Here is a 23543-nt window from a genome sequence, read left to right on the forward strand (position 1 = left end):
AAAACACGTGCCAACTACGAACCGAATGCAGTTTTGCTAGGTAGTACGGACGCCATTGTTCGGAGCCGATGGTGCCCCCCATCTTCTCGCGCCAAGCACCGCGAAACAACCTCCACGGTTCGGCGCGCCGTCCATAGATCGAGGGTGCAGTCGCTCTTCGAGAAGCAGGCGTAGAGCCCAAGACAGCTTCAGAATCATATGCTGAACGCCACTGCGCCGCTTCCACACTTGAGCTCTCGCCCACCGAGGGCCGCCATGAAGAGGCAAACTGAAGCAATACGGCAGTTGTCATCGCGGTGAGGACGACTCGCGTTATCTGGGTTGACCATATTCAATTTCTGGGCGCCGATCGCACCATCGCTTTATCCAGCGAGATTGATCGGCTGTTATCTGACATGACTTTGTCGGTCAAAGACGACTTATGTCAGGAGCCAGACACCAAATGCGCGAGGTGCCCCGGCTTGCGGCGAGGCTTGCGGATCGGTCTCTCTGTCAAAGGTTGGCACGTCCGTTGCTAAAGATCGCACGACGCGACGATTGGCAGGGCCTAATGCCTATGGAAACTCGATCCATAGAAACTCAGTTTGTAGAACGCCAGCCGATCGACGCGATCGCGGCGATCGATCGTCTTGCTCACTCGGATCCAGACAGGCTTGCGCTGAAGCACGGCGCAGCTGAACTCACCTACGGAGCGCTGCGATTAAGATCGGATGCCCTCGCAAGGACGTTGCGAGACCATGGCGCTCAGGAGGCAGTCGTTGGCTATTGGGGTGAACGAGGCCTCGACTGGGCGACGACTGTCGTTGCAATCTTGAAGGCCGGATCAACCTACCTGCCACTCGATCCATCGTTACCTTCTTCGCGCACGTCATTCATGATCGACCAAAGTCGTTGCGCTCTGATTATCGGCTCCGACAAGCTGGATCGGCTCAGCCAGTTCCAGGCGAGCAGTAAAGGCACCATGCAATTCATGACGTTAGAGGCGGCGTTGCGCGGAGGCCTGACCTCGCCTATCTCGCCATTATCGAGCGAGGACGAACTCGCCTACATTCTGTTTACTTCTGGTTCGACGGGTCAGCCTAAGGGCGTAATGATCGCGAGCGCTGCCCTAAACAATCATTTGACGGCAAAGATTGATGCCCTAAATCTCACTCGGGCCGATTGCATCGCGCAGACGGCATCGCAGTGCTTTGACATCTCGCTATGGCAGCTCCTCGCGGGGCTTAGCGTCGGAGGCTGTATCGCGATCATCGACGATGTAACACTGAAATCGCCAGCATCCCTTCTCAAAGCAATTCAAGGATCCGGCGCGACGATTATTCAATTCGTTCCGTCGATGCTTGCAGTATTCGTTGAATATCTGAAATCGATTACGGCCGCAGAGCGAGCTATGGATAGTTTGCGGTTTATTTCTACGGTCGGAGAACCTCTAACACCCGGACTGGCGCGCGAGTGGCTCACCTTATATCCCCACATCCCCATTCTTAATCATTATGGCCCAACCGAGTGTGCAGACGGTGTTACGCACTATCTGGTTTCCGAACCACCTTCGCTGGCCGACGCTTACGTGCCAATCGGCGAGCCGATTCCTAACCTTGAGGTTTATGTCGCCGACGGATCGACCCTGTGCAAACCGGGAGAAGTCGGCGAACTCTGTGTTAGCGGCGTTGGTGTCGCTGCTGGCTACGTCAATGACTATGTCCGCACCAAGGACGCCTTTCGGCCAAACCCGTTCTCAAACGACCCGTCGTTCCAGCGCCTATACAGGACGGGTGATCTGGGGCGCGTTCGTTCCGATGGCCTTTTGGAATGTCTAGGTCGGCGAGATCGTCAGGTCAAAATCCGCGGACACAGAATTGAACTCGGAGAAATCGAGGCCCGCCTCACCGCTCATCATTTGGTATGTGGCGCCGTCGCGGTCGCCTCCGTTTGCGCAGGCGTAAAGCTTACGGCGAGAGACATAACCCGGGCCGAGGGGGTAACTGGATCGAGACGCCTCATCGCGTATGTGTCAGCTCCAGTTGAAGTTACGGAAGGTGAGCTTCAGAACTTTCTTGCCGAAGCGCTTCCCACCTACATGCTCCCAGAGAGGATTATCCACATCGGCGGTATTCCACTGACCAGAAACGGAAAGGTCGATTTTGGAGCATTGCCAGACCCGACCAGTGTTCGCCCTCAACTGTCGACGCCATTCGAAGAGCCGCAAACCGAGCTCGAAGTTCAGTTGTGCAAGATTTGGTCCGGCGTTCTCCGTGTTGATAACATTGGCGTGAATGACCAGTTCATAAGCCTGGGCGGAGACTCGCTCAGGTCAATGCTCATACTGGGCCAGTTGCAGGCTCAGCTCGGAGTAAGAGCGGATTTCAGGCTGGTCCTGAATGGAACGATCCGTTCTCTTGCGGATTCGATCTCGGCCCGGCTCGACTCCAAACCCTACACGGCCCCCACGTGCGGAAGACTCACCCGGTCGCCTTTGACGCGAGTTCAGGAGCACCTATGGTTTCTCTGGCGGCTCGATCCGTCTGCCAGGAACTACATCATTCAAGGCGGCCTGCAAATAAAGGGCGTTATTGATACGGTAGCGTTCAATCGCGCCTGGACCGATGTTTTTCATTCCCATCAGGCACTATCGGCACGCTTTGTCGACGAGGACGGTCCGGTTCAGCTTTTTGATGCCCCGCAATGCGCAAGTCTTGAATTGACGGATGCATCTCATCTCACGACGCAGGAAAGTGAGGAACTGATCGCACAGTTACGGCGAACAGAGCTGAACGGCAACTTTGATCTCAGCCAAGGCCACCTGTTCCGCGCGCACATGATCCGTCTTGGCCCTGACAATCATCTCATACTGATCACCGCTCACGAGATTATCATCGATGCTTGGTCGATCTCTGTTCTGCTCAGAGACCTTCGACAACGGTACGCCGATGCCTCGACGCTTTTGCCAGAGAACCGCATGTCACTCTCGACCTACGCAGTCTGGGAAAAAGAACACGTTAATCCAGAGGCGCTGGCCAACCAACGCAGCTATTGGCGTCGTCAGATTGGTGATGATCCGCCAGTGCTTTCCCTTGGAACGAAACGAGCGCGGCCGCAGACAAACTCCTACCGCGGCGCCTCGCATGCGGTGCTGCTTGGCAGCGAGCTCTCAGATCAGCTACGGGGCTTTGCGCGCCGACATAAGTGCACCACCTCGACAACACTCCTTGCTTGCTTCAAGCTGCTGCTGCGAATGTATAGCGGTCAGGATGACATTATCGTCGGCATACCGCACGTCGTGCGGGATCAATCTGGTACCGCCGACATCGTTGGCTTTTTCCTGAATATGCTGCCAATCCGCACGGCTATCGATGTCGGCCAGTCCTTTGCGGTTCATGCCTTGCACGTCCAGGGCCTGGTCAGCGACGGCATCGCAAATTCGGCATATCCGTTCGGCTGGATGGTGAGGGATACCCGCCTCCATCGCGAAACGGGACGATCACCGATCTTCCAAGTCATGTTCAACATGTACTCCGAGGCCGCGGACCCAGTTCGGCGGCACGAGTTGGACATGACATTCCGGGAATACGACACCGGCTACGTCAAATTCGACCTGACATTGTACGCACAAGAACAGGACGATAAGATTGCCCTCCAGCTAGCATATTCGGAAGACATATTCCCCAGCGATCTGATTGTCCGCATGGCTGACAACCTGCGCTGTCTGATTGCCGCCTGCGTTGAGAACCCGCTTGCGCCCATTGAAGATCTGAGCTGCCTCAGCTCCTCAGACGTCGCTATACTGGACGCGCTAGATGGCTCAGCGCCACCATACGAGGCTGAATGTCCGCTTGTCGAAGCGTTCGAGAAAATCAGCCTCTCTAATCGGAACCAGCTGGCATACTTTGGTGATTTCGGTGAGGTGACATTCGGCCACCTGCGTGAGCGCGTAACAGCTATAAGGTCGTTGCTGCAGGCTTCTGACGTGGGCGCTGGTGATATGGTCGCCATGTTGGTCGACCGATCGCCTGATGTGACCGCTGTTATTCTTGCGGCGCGAACATTGCAGTCCATTGTTATCCCTATATCGCCGGATTATCCGCGTGATCGGATCGAACATATCCTGCGAGACAGCCAGGCAAAGCTTTTGGTTCACGCAAGTACCACTGACCTTGGCTTTGACATGCCGTCAATTTGTCTTTCGACGCTGGAAAGGCGCGGCGCCCCCTCGTACGCTGTCGAGCGGAGAAACAAACCATCAGATCGGGAAATTGCGAGCCTAATATACACGTCGTCCTCCACCGGGAAGGCGAAAGGGGTCCTCGTACCGGAATCGGCAGTTCTCAATCGGTTGAATTGGATGTGGCGAAGCTTTCCCTTCGACGGTACGGACGTGATGGTTGTTCAAAAATCCGCATCACTCGTTGCGTCCGCTTGGGAGTACTTTGGGGGCCTTCTGAGAGGTGTGCCAACCCTGATCCTTACCCAAGCGCAGTTGTTGGATCCGGATCTGTTGTTGTGCACGTTGGCGAGACATCGCGCGACACACCTATTTGGCTCGCCGCCACTCCTGTCCGGCCTCATTGCTTCGCAGCAACGGCGCCCGTTACCGACCGCATTGCGGTTGGTCACAAGCAGCGCCGAGCCGATGCCTTCCTCACTCCCTGTGCGCTGGCGTCGGTCTTTCCCGGGCGTGCCACTTTGGAATTTCTATGGTGCCACGGAATGCGCTTCCAATGCAGCAGTCCACGATGCGTCGAATACCTGCGACGACTTGTCCTTCGTCCCCGTTGGTCGGCCAATCGATAACGTCAAACTCTACGTACTCGATGCCCGGTTGAAGCGACTCCCTGTCGGGGCTGCCGGCGAACTCTGTATCGCGGGACGCTGCATGAGCGCCGGGTACTGGCGGGATCAAGATCGGACGAACCGCTGCTTCGTGGCGAATCCGTATGATGACGGAGAATACAGCGTTCTTTATCGAAGTGGCGATATCGCACGTATCTCGACGAGCGGCCTTGTCGAGATTTGCGGCCGATTGGACAACCAGGTCAAGGTGCGGGGATTTCGAATCGAACTGGAGGAGATCGAAGCGGCCCTTGACACTCATCCGGCGATCAAAAAGTCCGCGGTCGTATTAGAAGGCATAGATGACGATCGTCGCTTGATCGCTAGCGTGGTTTCGACGCGGGACGATCTAAGCTCTGAAGATATTGTCGCCCACCTGCGCCGCACATTAGTGTCTTACATGATTCCCTTCGCCTTCCATTTGGTTGACGGTATTCCCCTTACGGCGAGTGGAAAGATCGATCGTGCTCGTCTATCGTCTGTTCCCTACCGTCAGGCCGGGCCTGGTCAATCCGCTGAGCCTCGCACCAGAAAGGAGCGCATTCTTGCCGGGATCTGGCGGGATCTATTGGGAGTCAAGCGGGTCGGCATCGATCAGAGCTTCTTCGATATCGGCGGAGACTCTCTACTGAGCGTACGGTGCGTCACGTTGGCGCGCAAAGCGGGGCTGCATTTCACGGTCCGCCAAATCTATCAGACACCGACTATCAGGGACTTGGCGGCAGACGAAGCCGCGGCTCCATCCTTCTCTTCCGCGGAGGGTCGATTGCCAGTTACCCCCGCAATCTCTTCTTGGAACCGCCTTGCCGGCTTCGATGAGCATTTCAACATTGGCGATCTGTTCTTTTTGCCGGCGGGCGCCCTGAATATCGCCATACTGGAGCGCGCCCTTGCACGTGTCATGGATAGACACGAAGGCCTCCGGCTCCGTATCGCCAGAACTGATGACGGCTTACTCTTGACTATCGGACCTCCTTTAGCCGAATGCCCTGTGGAGCAGATCGACCTTGTCGGGACAAGCGACCGACGGCAGCGCCAAGCAATCGAGAGCATCTCAACAAGACGTCAACATATGTTTCGGTTTGACGGTCAGATGCCTCTTGTCAAAGTCACGGTGTTCCGCACATCAGAAAGTGGCGATTACTATCTGCTGATCTTATTACATCATTTTGTAGTCGACGGGATAGGTTATCGACTTTTCCTGGAAGCATTGGATGCGGAGTACCACTCCCTTGCTTCAGGCCAAGCCGTGAATGATGGCGAGAACAGACAAATGCTCTCTCCATGGCTGAACCGCCTTGAGCATTACGCGAACAGCGAAGCACCAGCCGAACTTAACTTTTGGGAGAGGATCAACTACCATGAACTCAATTTCAACATCAGTAACACTGCATCGAGCGCCGCGAGCTTCTCGGAAGTGACCGCGAGAGAGCTTCACTATGCACGCCTTGAAGGTCGCATGGATGAAGCCAATTGCCGATCCCTCTGGGAAGATCAGGCCAAGTACCACCTGCAGATTGACAAAGACGCGACGGCTGATCTCCTTAGTATTGCCGCTCGATGGGCGCATTGCCAGCACTTTGACGTATTTGTTGCGGCGATATCCGGCGCATTTGGACGTGTTTTCGGCAACTATTCTCTCTGGATTGATAGCCTTACCTCGACCCGAGGTCGGCTGTTTGACGATTTCGATCCATCGCAGATTCTCGGCGTTATAACCGAAATCATCCCACTTCCCTTGAGTCTCACAGAAACGGAGGCTCGTCCCGATCGAGCACGTTCGATATTCCGCCAACGCAACGCCCTACCACGCGGGGGAGTTGGCTTTCGAGCCATGAAATTTCTGAACCGAGATCCGTCCGTGCGCAGCAGGATCGATCGCCTGCCCTTACCCAGAATTGGATTGAATTATCGAGTGAGCTTGCAGCGCAATTTTCCACGCCACTTTCTAGGCAACGAACCTTCTCCGCTGTGGATTGGCAAAGACATGGATGAAGCGGGCGTGAATTACCTCTTCTGGTTCAGTGTCGGATATCAAGATGGCCACCTAGAGATCGAAACGAGGTATAATCCAACTCAGTCCGGTTATGAGATGACTCGCAATCTTTGCACGGTGTTGCAACAGGAGCTGTTGCAGACCATCAGCGAGTTCGGAAGAGCTGGCGACACTTTCATCCGTGAATGAGCCGGGTGGCGAATTCACCGGGAAGAGATCCCAATGTGATGTCCGTGAGAGAAACGCGCGTCGATCTATCGGACCCCGATCTCTTGGGCCTCATCTTGCGGCTCGCTCTTCCGTCTGTTGTTGGCTTGTCGACCAACGCGTTACAGCAGGCCGTCAATGCGATCTTTGTTGGCTCACTTGGTGCGCAGGCGATCGCAGCTGTCGGCATGACTTTGCCGATCGTGGTCCTGCTCACGGCAGTCGGACAGGGGATCGGTGTTGGAACAGCCTCGTTCATATCTCGTCATCTTGGCGCTGGTGAGTACCTGGAGGCCAGTCGAGGCGCGAGTACTGCCCTCGCGGTGGCCGCTCCGATCGGTATCATGCTTACGGTCGCTCTGCTTTTTAACCTGCGAGGGATTTTTGTTGCGCTCGGGGCAACGTCAACCATCATGCCAGTAGCACTCGACTACGCGGCGACGCTTTTATTCGGATACACTTTGATGCTTCTAAACATCGTGAACGGCTTCATCGTCAGAGCCGAGGGCAACACACGATTCAGCATGTGGACGATGATTACCGCCTTCGTACTGAACGCTGTGCTCGATCCCGCCTTCATTTTCTTGCTTGACCTCGGTGTGCGAGGCGCAGCTCTCGCAACGCTAGCATCTCAGATCGCTGCTATGAGCCTCTATATCGCGTATTTTGCAAACCTTCGCGGGATAGTCGTCCTCAGAGCGTCGCGCATCTCATTGCGAGCAGAGCGCATCAGACGGCTCGCGCTGATAGGGGCGCCGGCGACCATGAGCAGCATTCTAGCAACCATCGCCTTCATGCTCTTGTACAGAGCTGCTGCGCCGTTCGGCGACGATTTCATCGCGGCCGTGGGAATAGCTGTGCGATTGCTGACGATCGGCGCGCTGCCTATCACCGGCTTCTGTCTAGGCTCGCAAGCAGTCCTGGGTTTTGGTTGGGGCTCACGCGACTTTGCTCGCGTATTGAAGACCGCGAAGTTCATACTCTCCATGACCGTCGCTCTTTCCGTCGCCTATTCTGCGGCGGTTGTGATTTTTGCGCGGCCTTTGGTCAGGCTGTTCAGCGATAGCGAGAAGGTCACGGAAATTGCCGTCACGACCTGTATCGTATTCCATCTCTTTTTCGGACTTTTTGGTATTCAGAGTTTCGTGACGGCGATGCTTCAGTCGTTCGGAAGAGCGCGCCTCAGTGCGGTTGTATCCTTGGCGAGGCAAGGCTATCTCTTCATACCGGCCGTAATGTTATTCCCCGTCATATCGGGTTTCAATGGACTGTTGGCCAGTCAAGCAATCGCTGAGCTGGGAGCCGGCATTATCGCGCTGTTTGTCATGTTGCACCAGTTCGCCGAGCTCAGACAAGCGATCGGGCAATCTGCTTCAAGAGCGGTCGAGATCGCGGGTTGACCCGACAATCATCGGAGCCCAGAGCATCGGGCTGAATGCAATTCACGTTTGTTGTACATCTCGTGATAAAGCATTGAAGTGCAGGTAAACATTGGCGAGCAGCGGCAGATCACCGATCCTTGCCCCGCACTCGCGTCGTCCACAGTTACGACGACCGCCAGTTGGCGCCGATCGCCTCTCGTCCGAAGTCGAATGTATTTGTTCAAGGATGATGTCCGGTGGGGACCTTCGGGCCAAGACTCGGCAAGCGGACGCATTGTCATGCGTTGTGGCGAGGATACCGCCCATAGATCCGGCTGTCTAGAAGTGTGATGCAGCATCACTGCAGATTTCGCCATCGGACTCGAAACTCTACATATTTTAGTTGCGAGCGCCCCCTCCTCGACCTCGCAGCTCGCTTTGCGAAAACAGATGGTCGGCACGCAACCAAGGCTGCTCTACATGTGCCGAAATCGAGCAGCCAATGCAACAACTCCTCCGACGAAGGGAAAGTAAACTCCATTTATTGTTCGACTACCAAAGATTGCCGGTTTTTCCGAATTGATAATCTCGGCCTCGAAGGAGCTACTCTGGTCACTAATCCGGACGCAGACATCGTGAAAATCCAAGAATTCACCAGTTGCCGGCGCATATGATTTGTATACGGCTTCCTTTATTGCGAAGATTAATCCTGGTCCGGAGCGACCGCTACACCACTCGGCACGCTCCAATTCGGCAGGGGTGCATATAATCGGCGCAAGGTCCGCTCCTAGCGGTTCTTGGTCCTCAATGTCCAGCCCCAGAGCGAGCACAGTATTCGAGCGCCCGACAACAGCTCCGCCATGAGACGAAGAATGCGAAATGCTGCCGATGACGCCCGAGGGCCACAGAGGAGCCCGATCTACCTTCCTCAGAATGGGAACAGGCGCAAAACCCAGTTGACGCAAGGCCTGGCGCGCGTGATACCGCCCCCAGGCAAATTCACGCTGACGCCGAACTGAGACGCTCCCCAACATTTCAGCTTCAGCCGGGAGTGGCAGGGGAATCGGATCACGTATTGGCCCGCCCGAAAAACAGATGCCGTGGGTCAACACTGCGCCGATAGCCGCCTCTAAGATCTCGAGCATTTTCATAGCTAGGGCTCTTCATAATGAGCGTTACGCCCACAACTTTGAAATTTCAAGAAGCGGCTAGATTGGGTCATCGCCGACTTGGTCTGGATTTTATTCGCCCGCCAGTGCGGTCCCGGTCATCCAGGCGGACTAGGATGACTATGCCCACCGCCTTGGTTGCCCAGAACTCCAGTTCTTCGTGGCAATGCTCTTTCGTCGAGCGGAAGACATCGCGTGCTGCAGTTGTCGGTCAGGTTGAGCGCACAGCAGCCGCCGTTTTAAAGCTCGGAGATATGTGTGTGAGGTTCCGGCACGAAACTCGCACTGCTCAGGAAGTGCTACTGGTTCGCCGTCGCTTCACGAATTTGGCCGCGCAGCTTCGCCGACGTCAAGGGCAAGAAGTCCGCCTTGACTCTGAAAGGCTTCAACGCGTCCTCGATTGCGCTGGCTATGGCGGGCGGAGCGCCCAGCCTACCACTCTCGCCACAGCCTTTGATCCCGTATTCGGTAAAGAGTGACGGCGTTACGACGTGCCCGCCCCGGAGGTTCGGAGGCACTCCGTTGACACTAGGCAGGAGATAGTCGGCGAAGTTTGCGGTCAGTAGTTGGCCGTCGTCGGCATACTTGTACTCTTCATAGATCGCTGAACCGATTCCCTGTGCCGTGCCCCCGCCACCATTACTGTAAATCGACGTCCCCCTGGCCCGGTGCCGGTGCGGCGCGGGTCGCGATTATCACACGCTCGAACTATGACCAATGGAACGTGCCGAACCGGTTTGACCGCAATCGCCCCTTGCTCCGCGTCACCATCGACGACGCCTCTGGCACTGAGATCTATATCTCATCGCTTAGACCCCTCCAACGGTCGAATGAGGGCAATAATAGAAGCCGTTTTTCAGCTTGAAGCGCGAGGAGCCTCTTTGGATACCGACGTCCATGTGCTGACAGCGGTATAAAATGTCTGTCAGGTTTAAAACACAGCCCGCACAAAAGGCCCGATAAACTTTGAGGCAAAGCCAGAGGCTTGGCATGCCTTAGCAGCACTGGCATGGCCATTGCTTTGCCCCAGCAACAGCAGCTTAGAGCTAAGAGCATGCAGAGGCACGAAACCAGAAATGCCCAGCGCGATCCGTGCTTCGGGAAGCATACCTCGCTCGAAGCAGATCAACAGACCGAATGCAGCAGTTAAGGACCTCGAGGCTCGGAAGACCACCATGAGCGAAGAAGCTTTGATCGATAGTATCATTCCGTGTAGCGACGTCGTCAAACGCGCCGCGCGCATCGGCGCTGAAATCAGAAATATCAAACTATCGGGCGATTTGCCGAGCCACACGATTACTGCAATCAACAGCTTGCTACTCGCACACAAGGTGATCTTCTTCCGCGAACAGGATCATCTCGACGATCCGGAGCAGGAACGCTTTGCTATTCGTTTGGGAAAGCTTGTACCGCATCCGACGCTCGCTACCACCAAGGGAACGACGTCAATCATCGAGCTCGATTCAGCCCGCGGAGGTAGTCGGGCTGACGTCTGGCACGCAGATGGGACGTTCACCGCGGCCTATCCCAAAATCTCGGTGCTGCGAGCCATTGTGATCCCACCCTTTGGTGGGGATACGGTGTGGTCGAACACAGCGGCTGCTTACCTGGATCTGCCGCCGCCGCTGCAGCGGCTCGCCGATGAACTCTGGGCAGTTCATACCAACGCCTTCGATTACGCCGGAACGGCTCGTGTCCGCGAGGTCGACATGAAGCATTTTGATGAGGTCTTTACCAGAACCATCTTTGAGACCGAGCATCCCGTCGTGCGCGTCCATCCCGAAACCGGCGATCGCGCGCTGGTGCTCGGCGATGTGGTACAGCGTTTTGTTGCCATCCCCAAACGCGATGGCCAGAAGCTGTTCGACCTATTCCAGTCCCATATCACGGCACCCGAGAACACCGTGCGTTGGAACTGGAAGGTGGGCGATGTCGCGATCTGGGACAACCGCGCAACACAGCATTACGCGGTCAATGACTACGGCGACCAGCATCGTGTCATGCGTCGCGCCACGATCGATGGCGATGTGCCCGTCAGCGTCGACGGCCGGGTCAGTGTAACGCGCCACAAGATCTCCAAGCAACCACCCATGGTGGTCACCTAGCCCACTGAAATTCACGGAAGTTCGCTGGTGCAGATTTTTCCATTGCGCGTTCGCCTCTTTCTAGATCCGCAGACCAAACGGCCCACGCGGCGAAGCAAGATTCTACCTTTAGTCGCCGCCGCCCTCGTCGACCGCTTAGGATCAGCCAGCTTGCAACAGATTGAATTTCGCCGCGTGTACGGAGCTTGGCGGCGCAGGAACCCGTTCGAGAGGGGAAGTTTGGTCTGCCCGAGGTCACGCGGGATCCGGTCTCAGCCGGCAGGTGTGAACGTCGACCACCGAGAAGGTTTGGTCCATCAGACGATTCTCCCACGCTCCATCGCGATACGCTTTCGCTCCGCCCGACAGCGGACGCCGAGGCTCCATAGATCCGCTTCATGCCGATACCGGACGGGCAAACCGAGGCTAGCACCGCTTCGTAATTTGCCCCGAAAGACGAGTCCGGGCCATGTCTTCGCCATCGAAGCAAGGCGTACGCGATTGTCCGACGACAGACCCAACATCGATGCTTATCCGCTCAGCCCTTATGTCGCCTGGGCGGGCAACCGCAATAAGGACGCGATCCTAAAACTTCAAAGAACTCTTTCCTACTGAGGGTGACGCGCTTGAAGTAGCGACTGGGGCCGGATTACATGTCAACTACCTTGCGTCCCATTTCCCGCACATTCAGTTTCAGCCTTCCGATTACGATCAAGATGTCTTCGAGACCATCAAAAGGAAGCGCCTCGAAGGCGATAACAATAACATTGCTGATCCCGTTTTGGTCGATCTCACGGTCCCGTCAACTTGGCAAGACGCCCGTGAGCAGCTCTACGACGTCATCTTCGTCATCAACGTCTTCCATGTTGCCCCCGTCTCAATCGCCGACGGCATTGCTGCGCTTGGCGCAAAGCTCCTGAAACCAACCGGCTTCATCGCAATCTATGGTCCCTTTAAAATTGACGGGAAATACACAACGTCGTCGAACGAGGCATTCGACAGGGAGATTCGGGCGACCGACGTGCCTGAATGGGGTCTCAAAGACGTGCGGGATATTGAAAGGGAGGCTCGAAAGCATGGACTGGCGCTCAACGGCAATTGGATTTGCCCGCCAGTAATTTCATTCTGCTCCTCGGTAGATCCTGAACGGCGGATCAGCATCTCCAGTGTATGGCGCGGCGATTCCGGCTATTTCGCACGCATGGCGCCTTCCAGACCTACCGAGTGCCCAGACGCTTGGCGATGAGTGACTAACGGCTGAGAATTCGCGACAAGCACAGGGCCTGCAAGGCCAAGGCGTGCCTATCGTGCCGACCAAACTCAATGCCCATGTTGGCACTTCATTGGCAAGGACCACCCGCCTGCTGTCAAGTTCGGTTCAGCAAATCGGCGGCGGCTGTGCGCAAGGCTTGAACGATTGCACTGCAGCTGCGGCAATGATGGCAATCGGCAGATGCTAATGGCTGTCGACGATTGCACGCGCGATCAAGACCTCGATCACGAATTCCGCTAGTTGCTCCGGCGTCTTATCTGTTGTCCCGAGATGGATTTCGGGTCTTAGCGGTGTTTCGTAGGGCGCATCGATGCCGGTGAGATTCTTGATCTCTCCAGACTTCGCTTTGGAGTAGAGGCCCTTGGGATCGCGCCGCGCGCATTCTCTGATCGGCGTGTCAACAAAGATCTCGAGGAACTCCTCCTTACCAACCAGGTTGCGCACCATGTCTCGCTGGGCCGCGTAGGGCGAGATGAACGAGCAAATCACGATAAGGCCGCTGTCCACCATCAATTTGGCGACTTCACCGACCCGTCGAATATTTTCGACACGGTCAGCCTCGCTGAAACCGAGGTCCGCGCTTAGTCCGTGCCGCACGTTGTCGCCATCCTGTGGTACGCCATAGTAAACAGCTTTTGGTCGACTATGTTGGCTATTGTCGACTTTCCCGAGCCGGATAGGCCCGTGAACCAGATGATGCAAGCCTTTTGATTTTTGAGTGCGGCGCGCTCGTTCTTGCTCACTGAAAGGGGGTGCCAAGCGATATTGGTGGCCCGCCGCAGAGGATATGCAATCATCCCGGCGCCGATCGTCCGATTCGTATAGCGGTCAATGACGATGAACGAGCCGGTCTCGCGATTGATCTCGTAAGGATCGAACGCTATCGGCAGCGCCGTCGAAACATGGCAGAATCCGATCTCGTTCAGGCCAAGCGTTTTAGCTGTGAGATGCTCACCGGTGTTGACGTCGATCCGATGCCTGATTGCCGTTATACTTCCTGCGGGTACAGTCTGCGTTCCAATGCGCAGGATGTACTTGCGTTCGGCAACGAGGGGGTCCTCGTCCATCCAGATCAGATGCGCGGCGAACTGGTCGGAGACCTCTGGCGGCTCGGTCGGGCGCGTCAGGAGAGCACCACGGCTGATATCGATCTCGTCTTCGAGCGAAATGGTGATGGCATCGCCCGCCTCAGCCCGGGTAAGGTCGCCGTCATGGGTCACGATCCGCTTGATGCGCGTGGTCTGTCCAGACGTTGCGACAACGACCTCGTCCCCTGCTGAGATACTTCCGGTAACAACTGATCCGGCGTAGCCGCGGAAGTCCAAATTGGGTCGGTTCACCCACTGGACCGGAAAGCGGAACGGCTGGATCACGGCGTTAGACTGGATATCGATGCTCTCCAAGCAATCGAGCACGCAGGGACCATCATACCACTGAATGTTGGCAGAGCGGCTAGCGACGTTGTCGCCGTAGCGGGCGGAGATCGGAATCGGAATGATCGAGGCAAAGCGAAGATCGGCAGCAAAGGCGATATAGTCCCCGACGATCCGGTCGAAAATCTCCTTCTTGTAATTGATGAGGTCGATCTTGTTCACAGCCAGCACGATATTACGGATACCGAGCAGCGAACAAATGAAAGAGTGACGCTTGGTCTGCACCAGCACGCCCTTGCGGGCGTCAACCAGGATGATGGCGAGCTGGGCGTTCGAGGCACCGGTTGCCATGTTACGGGTGTATTGCTCGTGGCCGGGCGTGTCGAGCACCATGAACGAGCGGCGCGGCGTGGTAAAGAAGCGATGGGCCACATCGATCGTGATGCCTTGCTCTCGCTCTGCCTCGAGCCCGTCGACTAGCAACGCAAAATCGACGTCACTACCGTTCGTGCCGTGCTTGGCGCTATCGTGTGCCAGCGCCGTCAGCTGATCCTCGTAAATCATTCTGCTGTCATGCAGCAGCCGGCCAATCAGCGTCGATTTCCCGTCGTCCACCGAACCGCAAGTGATGAAACGCAGCTGGTCCTTCGTTCTGGCCTGGACAAGCTCGACAGCCGCTTCGGGCGCCATCAGAAGTAACCTTCCCGCTTCTTCTTTTCCATCGAAGCGGCTTCATCACTATCAATCAAGCGTCCCTGGCGCTCCGATACCGTCGCGGTCTGCATCTCAGCGACGACGTCCTCGATCGTAGCCGCGTTGGAGTTGATGGCCCCGCTCAATGGATAGCATCCCAGGGTTCGAAAACGGATCATCCGCATTTGTGGCATCTCGTCGGACTTAAGCGGCAGTCGCTTGTCGTCGACCATAATGGTTGCGCCATTTCGGAGGACCACGGGCCTTTGCTTTGCAAAGTAGAGCGGGACGACCGGGATCTTCTCGAGCATGATGTATTCCCAAACATCGAGCTCGGTCCAATTCGACATAGCGAACACGCGCATGGTTTCGCCTTGGCGGATTCGCGTATTGAACAGATTCCATAGCTCCGGCCGCTGGTCCCGCGGATCCCACACATGGCCGGCCGTACGGAAAGAGAAAATCCGTTCTTTTGCACGGCTCTTTTCCTCGTCACGTCGTGCCCCACCGAAGGCGGCGTCGAACCGATAGAGGTCGAGTGCCTGTTTCAGAGAGTCGGTCTTCATAACCTGCGTATGAAGAAGTGAACCAGAATCGACCGGATTGATCCCGCGCTCGATGCCTTCCCTGTTCACGTGCACGATCAGATCAACGTCGAGCCGCTTGGCTGTTTCATCCCGGAAGCTGATCATCTCGCGGAACTTCCACGTCGTGTCGACGTGAAGCAAGGGAAAGGGCAACTTGGCCGGGAAGAACGCCTTCATTGCAATGTGCAGCATGACGCTTGAGTCTTTTCCGATCGAATAGAGCATGACCGGTTTTCTAAACTCGGCGACTACGTCACGCATTATCGCGATCGATTCAGCTTCGAGGCGGCGCAGATGTTTTGGTAACATGTTCTTCGATGCAGATTGTGTTTAAGTTCGTCAGGTGCCATTTGATGCAGCATCTCCTGATCGCCGAAGTGACCGTTGAGGTGCGAGGTTTGCAATGGCTCGTCAACGATCTAGACGCACGCCGAGCCCCACCACGAAAGTGCGGCCAGCCCACAAGGATTGGCAGCATCGTTCTGGCGCATGACGGCCGGGCTCGACACGCAGCTTGCCCCGCTCCGCTGCGATGAGGTTGCTCGTTCATCAAGGCGTTGAGCGACCGCGACGATCTTAATCATGCGACATGCCAAAGGATGATCAAGACTCATCCAGATCAAGAATGTGCTTTATCATGATAATCGATTTTACCAGCTTTGGCGAATAACGGATAGTAAACGTCGGTTTAGACGGCTCAGGAATATCCGAATGACGACCGTCCTTCACTCTGACAACTTCGAAAAGAATTCCCTAGTGTATACCGAGCATCACTGGAAGGCGCGATGTTGGCGTTCATTTTGGCAAGCGGTATCGGCGGATTGCTGCTGGGACGCTATTTCAAAGTCTATGTATGCTTCCCTACAATCTTGATTTTGATCCCGGCAGCCTATTTTGTCGGGCACAAAGACGGTCTGACGGGCGCAATTCGGGCCTTCGTCTCAAGTTCCACTGCTATGCAGTTGTGTTATTTGATCGGCGCGGCGATCGACCTCATCATCGACCGTTTCCGGTCTCAAAGGTCTCGAACGAAAGATTCCATCTAACAAGTGCAAGCGTGCCGCGCGGCAGTCGGGTGCTCGTGGTGGAACGCCTGCCTTTGCAGCATAGCGTTTGGAAACAAACCGCATCGGCCCAGCTAACCGTAATAAGTGAAAAGGAGGCCCCGCTACCGACGTTCTGGCTCGAATGAAGACTCGAGCCGCACGCCCATTGCGGCCACGTTCTTCGGCAGCATCGCACCAGCTCGACGAGGCCTGCTCACGACGTCACCAGCGACGTTGAGACGTTCGTCACGCGATTAGGGTCCAAGCCGCGAGCCGTGACCGCCTTTCGCAGCTCTCAATACCTGCTCCAACTGCGCCACCATGGAGTTCATCAACCGCAAATGCTCTTCCGTCTTCTCAGTCAGTCGTTGCGCCTCGGAAACTGAGGAGCCGCCTCCAGCTTGTCGAACAATGCCATTTAGCTCACGCGTGTGAGTGGAGACGCCGAAAGACGAGCCTCCCGTACCGCCGCGCAGATCCCAGCAGGTTCGAAATAGTTGACGATACGACTCGGTTACTACTGGGCCCCGATCGACAATTCCGACTTGCTGTGCGTACCGAAGGTCCTGCTCATAACCAAGCTCTATCAAGAGCTCGGTGCCGACCAGATCGGTTACCACCTGCATCTCTTCGGTGCTCAATGCGGTTCGCCAAGCCTGGACCGACCGATCATCGATTGTCTTTTTCTCGAAGATCTTTCGATCCCCAAAAGTACTTGACGAGAAAACGTCGGCTTGCTCCACGCTGGCCGATGTCACGTCCGCGGGATCATAGCCTAGTCCTGCGATTACACGCCGGATTTCCTCGTCGGGGTGCACCACCAGGATTTCGTACTGCACCACTTGTGTCTGCCGGCGGCCACGCAGCGCAGCGAGCGTCGGCAAGCCCAGCACGAGATCAGCCAGGCAGGATACGACGGCAGGCGTTGGCAAGTCCCGCGCGAGATCGGTAAGACAGGATGCGATGGCAGACGGACAGCCTGCAGATGCGAGCGAAATGCCCCACGTCGATTTCAGTGATGCGGCGATCGCGTAGGGATTACGCGTTATGAGGATTCGTGGCGCTTCCGGGTAAAGCGAATCCAAGAAATCGAGCACCATCCAATAGCGCGGAGTCTTATCTATCAACATGCGCTTGCCCGCAGCTGCCAAATATTGGCCATAAGCAGCATCGGCAAGAGCCCGGCTAACGACGGCGCGATCTATCCGGTCCAGGAATTCGGAAGTGGCGGCCTCGACCAGTGAGCTTCCCGCTGGGTGTCGGTGGTCCACCGTGCCAAATGCCTCAAGTGCCAGCATCAGCCAGGGCTCAGGCGGAGACATAATATCTGGATGTCGCTGGAGCAGGTGCGCCAGCAGCGTCGTGCCCGACCGAGGAAGGCCAAGAAGAAAGCCGACCGCAGGCGAACGGTTAAGATCCCTACTCATGATACTAGGCTCCATTGCCTGCACGAGGTGATTAGCTCTCCGAGAGACATCACTCGAAGAAATGCGGTAGCGCCGTTCCTTCCGCCATCGTCATATGGAAAGAGCTTCACCTGCACCTTGTGGCTGTACAATCGAAATTCGATCCACTTACTCACAAAAGCTTCCGACGCTGCGGTTTTCGCTCCAGATCACAAGTGAAGTTGAGGGCCGGCGCAATTTGTACGAAGATAGGCGATCATTATAGAAAGGCTTGCGGACAATATACGAAGGTTTGCCGGAGCATAGTCATTACCATATAGGCGCACGTTCTGGTGACCTCACGAGCCGATTGGGCGTAGGGTTGAATGTCCTAACGAAGCAGCAGGCGGCGTACAGAACCGACATATCGCACTGGTCACGCAGAGGCACTCACTTGGGTTGCGCGCCGACCAATCAAATACTGACGCAAGGCAAATGGTTAAAGTCCGCTCTAACAACAACCACGAGTGCGCCGCGAAGCGGCCCCGAAAACCATCGCGCTGGTCCGCTTTCGACGCAATCACCACTTCTTTTCCAACAGGTCTTTCAGCGCCGTATACTCCAGCATGGTATCGGCCAGCAGCCGCCGCAACCGCGTGTTTTCATCCTCCAGCTTCTTCAACTCCTTGGCTTCTGACATTTCAATCTCACCGAACCTGGTCTTCCATTTGTAGATGCTGACATCGCTGATACCGTGCTTGTGGCATAGATCAGCGACCGAAACGCCGCCCTCGTGCTCCTTCAAAATTTCGAGGATCTGCTCTTCCGAAAAGCGGCTGCGCTTCATCTGATGCTCGTTTTGGGCCAAAACGAACTTCATAGTGGATTAAGCCCGCGCAAGGTCAGGTACCTTCTTTCCAGTGCGCGGGTCGTCGGATTGATAATCCGAGTACAAGTGAAATCATGAGCCTCTCCGCTGCAGACCTCAGCAATATGGTTTAGGTCGCCGTCGTGTCGTAAGTCGAATTCTGGTATATCAGCAGGACAAATGACGAGAGAATGGCTTTCACTCCAAAGTCTCACCTTGATTAAGAACCGCCGATACGTCAGCGAAATTGGACGAAGCGTCGGCAAAGAGCTCGGCTTGGTCACCTCGTCCTCCCGTAAAGTTGCATCCATCCGCGAATCTGACGCATGGCCGCGCGGCGGGTTCCTGACACTTGACATTGAGATCCTTTGAGGATTCCGCTCCACGGAGATCATGACGGACGCACAGGTTAGCGGGGGCGTCACCTCTCACGTCATAAGCGAAACCGATCTGGCAATCTGCTTAGGTTTGGTCGGTGCTTTCAGCCAGATGGAGTTCGCCGACGGTCCGGCGGGCATCGCGTGCGGATACTGAGCCGCGACTTTACAAGAGCTCCTGATGAGACCACTCATTTTACTGAGCCTAAGACTTCAGACATTTGTACTCTTTTGCTGCTCGTTGGCCGCCGGCTCGAGAGCTTACAACTTGACGCTACGTGCGATTCAACCCTTTTGAGACCTCCTCGCGTATATATTTCTAAATTCGCCTGTCATATGCGGGCGGACAGCTTGCTCACGCCTAACATTGCCGAACGTCCAGACTGGACGCCGAGTTCCTTCGTCTTGTCGACGAGGTTGTCCTGGATTCCGGTATCGAGGAACTGCACGATGCCGATCGGCATGGCTGCCAGTAGGGCATTTCCTAATTGAACGGAGGGGCGTTGGTTACCCGGTCGGTTTGGAGGCAATCTGCGGCATTCCCCAGCGCTCGATTGAGCGCCTTTCAGCGAGGCGCCGTGGAGCAGAATCACGTCGTAATGTTTCGCGTCGACCTTGTCGAACCGATCCCGGATGGCGAAACGTTGTTGAAGTCGGGTCCGCCCGTGAGCACGATCTTTGGGTCTGGCGGCAGCATCACCTCGGCCTCGGCGCGGCGCCTCACGACGAGAGATCTCGCGAAGATCATAGCTGCACTGAACGTCCGGTGGTTGACTACGGTCTCCGCAGCGCGTTTGCTCAAGGCCATATCCGGCCGGGGGTCCCGATCAGCCTTGATGGTGAGCGAGGGATCGACGCCGGAAACAACCGAGACGCGGCTCGGTTCGACAAGAGCTCCGGTGCGGCACCAGGCGCACGAGCAAAAGAGCATCAAGCGAAGCAGCTCAAGCTCGTGGAAGCTGGACCTCATCTCTGGTTTTTGCCAGAGCATCGTAGATTCTGATCTGAAGCATAGGAAAGCGTTTCTTTAGCTCCTCCGCTCCTGCCCAAGCTGCATCTCTGCTCGCAAATTCGGTTTTCAATCGGCCATCGACCTCGAGCGCATAGCCAGAAGCAGGCAGTCCACGTGTGCGGGCGACCATTTTGTTCCTTTCGCAGGTTAGTCTGATCGATGACACTGCTTAACCTGAGTCGCCCGGACCGAGCCAGCAGGTCGGAGACTGGCATCTTCTGCAAGGTCGGAGATGCAGGGGAATGCCGATGTCGGAAGTCCGGTCAGAATTCGTACAAACACCGGCCTGGGAAACCATTTGCGCCGACCGAATAGTAGACGAGCTGAGGCTTGCCATTGGCGCTTTTAGCGGCGCAGAACGCCCGCATTCGTCAGACGATTGCATTGCTATCGACGCCGGTGCGCTCGAGAAAGACTACGAGGCGCTTTTGCCTTTGGTCAGCCCCTGTAGGGTTCGGGTGCCACCCTTCTCGAAAGGATGACCAATAGTCGCCACGACGAACCAATGTGTGCAAGGTTGAACTACATCAACCGTGTCGACCTCCCTTTGTGCGACGATAGGGCCGTCGCTCATCAAGCAATCCGAACCGCATGCGTCGCGCATTCACCTCATGGCTTCGCCGGCTAGCCCTTTTGGGATGGCGTGATATCGCGTCGGCACCGTTCGACTGCACGATCGAGCTTGCCGTGATCGATGACAAGCGACATCCACTAGGCTTCCCCTGTGTCCGGCGCGCGGAGGGATGGTTCGATTTAGACACGATGCAACTCGTCGCAGCAGCGCCGACACACTGGCGCTACTGGCAGCCAGACGTGCCGCCGAAGAGCTGCTGCTGACTGTGACGCGGATTGACCCATCAGCAGGTTGGTCTCTCCTGGTTTTGCGACGCTGACCATCGCATCCGCGGTTTTACTGGTGTGTTTCCACTACGTCGATCGGCCGTGATCACTGACTGGCTGGTCATCGGCGATGGCGCGCCAGGCTGCGCCGTCGAGATCGTCATACTGTCCGCTCTTCAATGACCAGAGGAAGCCGAGCAGACCGACAAAGCCCAGCGAGAGGGCAAGCGGCACAAGAATGACCAGAACCTCCATCAGATCGTCTCCCTCGCCCGCGCCCTCATCGCATTGAGCATCACGATCACCGACGAGCCCGACATCGCCGCCGCGGCGATCAGGGGCGTGACCAGGCCGCCGATCGCGATCGGCACCGCCAGCACATTGTAGACAACAGCAAGCCAGAGATTTTGCCGCATCAGCCGCAACGCCTTGCGGGACACCTTGACCGCTGCCAGCACTGGCGCGAGAGACTCGCCGAGAAAGACTGCATCGGCGACAGCTTGACTCATGTGCGTGGCCGTCACGGGCGACATCGAGGCGTGTGCCGCAGCCAGTGCCGGCGCATCATTCAAACCGTCGCCGATCATCAACACCCTGCAGCCTTGACGCGCCAGTTGCCCGATCCTGTCGATCTTGTCGACCGGAGACACCTCGCCGCGCCACTCATGCACGCCGAGCACCTCGGCCGTCAGCCGGACCGCAGGCTCGCGATCCCCGGACACGATCTCGACGGCAATGCCCATGCGCGCCAGCCCTGCCACCACCTCGGCCGCGTCCGGCCGTAGCCTCTGCCGAACCGCAAAGGCATATTTGCTCTCGCCGTGGCTGAATGCGACGACGGAAGCCTCCGGATCGCGGCACAGCATCTCGTTGGCGAGACCGTCAGCGCCGCAGAAGGAGGGCCGGCCCAGGCGAATCAAGCGCCCTTCGTGCAGGCCGCAAACACCCTGCCCCGGCTCTTCCTCAATGTTCGGCAACGGCGAGGTCGCTCCCGCCTTGCGCGCGACCGCGGCAGCGACCGGGTGACGGCTCGACAGCGCCAGCCTGCCCGCGAGCCTCAAGACGTGGTCGGGAATCTCGGCAAAATTGGCGACATCGAGCTCGGGCAGCGTCAACGTGCCCGTCTTGTCGAAGATCACACGGTCGATCTCGGCAATACGCTCAATCGCATCGCCGGCATTGAGCAGCACGCCCGAACCAAACAGCGCGCCGGACGCAACGGTCTGCACCGCCGGAATGGCAAGACCTAACGCACAGGGACAGGTGATGATCAGGACCGCAATCGCCGTCACGATCGAATCATGAAAACTCGCGCCATAGGCCAGCCAGCCCAGCATCGTCAGGAGCGCGGTTGCGTGTACGACCGGGGCGTAAAGCCTCGACGCGCGCTCGGCCAGGCGCAGGTAGCGCGAGCGCGCCTGCAGCGCGTGATTGAGCAGCCGGGAGATCTCGTCGAGCAGCGTGCCGCCCGAAGCTGCGGATGCGCGGACGCGCAAGCTGCCGGAGCGCACCAGAGTGCCGGCGAACACGGCACTGCCGGGCGTGACCATCGCCGGCAAGGTTTCGCCGGTGATGAGGCTCTGATCGATCTCGGAGCGCCCCTCGATCACGTTGCCATCGACCGCGCAACGCTCGCCGGGCCGCAGCAGCACGATATCACCCGGCTGGATCGCCGCCGCCGGAACGGTTCTGATCTCGGTTGGACTGATGAATTTCGTCGCAGTTTCCGACTTTAGCGCCGCAAGGTTGCCGGCAAACGCACGCGTACGCCGCCGCATGTTCTGATCGAGATAGCGGCCCGCAAGCAGGAACGCGATCAGCATGATCGCGGCGTCGAAATAAGCATGCTCGGCGTGATTGACGGTTTCGATCACCGAGGTTGCCAGCGCGAGCACGATGCCGATGCTGATCGGCACGTCCATGTTGACGCCGCGCACCCGCAGCGCTGACAGTGCCGACGAAAAGAAGGGCTGCGCCGAATAAGCCGCGGCCGGCAGCACGATCAGCGCCGACAGCCAATGGAAGAAGTCGCGCTGCTCCGGCAACATGTCCGAGACGTTGCCCGACCATACCGGGATCGACAGCATCATCACGTTCATGGCGGCAAAGGCGGCGACACCCAGCCGGCGCAACAGGCCCTGAGCGCGCAGCGCTTCCAGCGTTTCGGCATCATCCCGCTCGAACGGATAGGCCTTGTAGCCGAGTTCGGCGAGCCGGTTCACAAACAGTGCCGGATCGAGGGCACCCGCCTTCCATTCCAGCGCAAGACGACTGTCGGTCAGGTTGACGCGGGCCGAGGTGACGTCGGGTATGGTCGACAGATTGCGCTCGATCTTGGCCATGCAGCCAGCACAGTTGATGCCTTCGACCGCGAGATCGAGATGGACAAGCCCGGCGCCCGTATTCCTCAGATAATGTGAAAAATCGATCTCCGCTTGCATCCGG

11 protein-coding genes and 4 pseudogenes are annotated in these 23543 nt (G+C 57.0%); 5 read left to right on the forward strand and 10 right to left on the reverse strand.

The features are described 5' to 3' along the window. Positions 1 to 442: 442 nt before the first annotated feature. Complete coding sequence (locus QA639_RS33065) at positions 443 to 7012, forward strand: non-ribosomal peptide synthetase (protein WP_283088112.1); 6570 nt, start codon at positions 443 to 445, stop codon at positions 7010 to 7012. 38 nt (positions 7013 to 7050) lie between these two features. Beyond that, positions 7051 to 8430, forward strand: a complete 1380-nt coding sequence (locus QA639_RS33070) for an MATE family efflux transporter (protein WP_283088113.1) — start codon at positions 7051 to 7053, stop codon at positions 8428 to 8430. Between the two features lie 437 nt (positions 8431 to 8867). On the opposite strand, the gene QA639_RS41995 is transcribed toward QA639_RS33070, so the two are convergent. After that, the gene (locus QA639_RS41995) at positions 8868 to 9542 is read right to left on the reverse strand and encodes a 4'-phosphopantetheinyl transferase family protein (RefSeq protein ID WP_428841089.1); all 675 of its coding nucleotides are present in this window, start codon (positions 9540 to 9542) and stop codon (positions 8868 to 8870) included. A gap of 317 nt (positions 9543 to 9859) precedes the next feature. After that, positions 9860 to 10210 (reverse strand): molybdopterin cofactor-binding domain-containing protein, encoded by a 351-nt coding sequence (locus QA639_RS42000; protein WP_410712202.1) that lies wholly within the window; start codon positions 10208 to 10210, stop codon positions 9860 to 9862. A 525-nt stretch (positions 10211 to 10735) separates the two neighbouring features. Between QA639_RS42000 and QA639_RS33075 the strand changes: the two genes are divergently transcribed. Together QA639_RS33075 and QA639_RS33080 are read left to right on the forward strand one after the other, a co-directional pair. Continuing rightward, complete coding sequence (locus tag QA639_RS33075; RefSeq protein WP_283088114.1) at positions 10736 to 11665, forward strand: TauD/TfdA dioxygenase family protein; 930 nt, start codon at positions 10736 to 10738, stop codon at positions 11663 to 11665. Positions 11666 to 12302: 637 nt separating this feature from the next. Then, positions 12303 to 12890, forward strand: a pseudogene (locus tag QA639_RS33080) (DUF938 domain-containing protein); the annotation flags it as partial. Between the two features lie 210 nt (positions 12891 to 13100). Here the strand turns inward: QA639_RS33080 and cysN are convergent. Both cysN and cysD read right to left on the reverse strand, forming a co-directional pair. After that, positions 13101 to 14980, reverse strand: a pseudogene (gene cysN / locus QA639_RS33085) (sulfate adenylyltransferase subunit CysN). Continuing rightward, complete coding sequence (gene cysD, locus QA639_RS33090; RefSeq protein ID WP_283088115.1) at positions 14980 to 15879, reverse strand: sulfate adenylyltransferase subunit CysD; 900 nt, start codon at positions 15877 to 15879, stop codon at positions 14980 to 14982. The pseudogene cysN and the gene cysD overlap by 1 nt, the downstream one beginning before the upstream one ends. 476 nt (positions 15880 to 16355) lie before the next feature. On the opposite strand from cysD, the gene QA639_RS33095 reads away from it, so the two are divergent. Continuing rightward, positions 16356 to 16616 carry a hypothetical protein gene (locus QA639_RS33095; protein WP_283088116.1) on the forward strand — a complete coding sequence of 87 codons (261 nt, stop codon included), beginning with the start codon at positions 16356 to 16358 and terminating at the stop codon, positions 16614 to 16616. A gap of 254 nt (positions 16617 to 16870) precedes the next feature. On the opposite strand, the gene noeE is transcribed toward QA639_RS33095, so the two are convergent. From noeE to QA639_RS33130, 6 genes and pseudogenes are all read right to left on the reverse strand, one after another. Continuing rightward, the gene (noeE, locus tag QA639_RS33100; protein WP_283088117.1) at positions 16871 to 18043 is read right to left on the reverse strand and encodes a nodulation protein NoeE; all 1173 of its coding nucleotides are present in this window, start codon (positions 18041 to 18043) and stop codon (positions 16871 to 16873) included. A 544-nt stretch (positions 18044 to 18587) separates the two neighbouring features. Next, a pseudogene (locus QA639_RS33105) lies at positions 18588 to 18848 on the reverse strand (transposase); the annotation flags it as partial. A 730-nt stretch (positions 18849 to 19578) separates the two neighbouring features. Continuing rightward, positions 19579 to 19710: a hypothetical protein gene (locus QA639_RS33110; protein ID WP_283088118.1), complete on the reverse strand. Its 132-nt coding sequence runs from the start codon at positions 19708 to 19710 to the stop codon at positions 19579 to 19581. Between the two features lie 86 nt (positions 19711 to 19796). Beyond that, positions 19797 to 20027 (reverse strand): annotated as a pseudogene (locus QA639_RS42005) (SLOG family protein); the annotation flags it as partial. Positions 20028 to 21185: 1158 nt separating this feature from the next. Continuing rightward, on the reverse strand, positions 21186 to 21353 hold the full coding sequence (gene ccoS, locus QA639_RS33125; protein ID WP_283088121.1) for a cbb3-type cytochrome oxidase assembly protein CcoS: 168 nt from the start codon (positions 21351 to 21353) through the stop codon (positions 21186 to 21188). Next, positions 21353 to 23539: a heavy metal translocating P-type ATPase gene (locus QA639_RS33130; protein WP_283088122.1), complete on the reverse strand. Its 2187-nt coding sequence runs from the start codon at positions 23537 to 23539 to the stop codon at positions 21353 to 21355. The genes ccoS and QA639_RS33130 overlap by 1 nt, the downstream gene beginning before the upstream one ends. Between the last annotated feature and the right edge of the window lie 4 nt (positions 23540 to 23543).

Source organism: Bradyrhizobium pachyrhizi (genome assembly GCF_029714545.1).
Classification (GTDB): domain Bacteria; phylum Pseudomonadota; class Alphaproteobacteria; order Rhizobiales; family Xanthobacteraceae; genus Bradyrhizobium; species Bradyrhizobium pachyrhizi.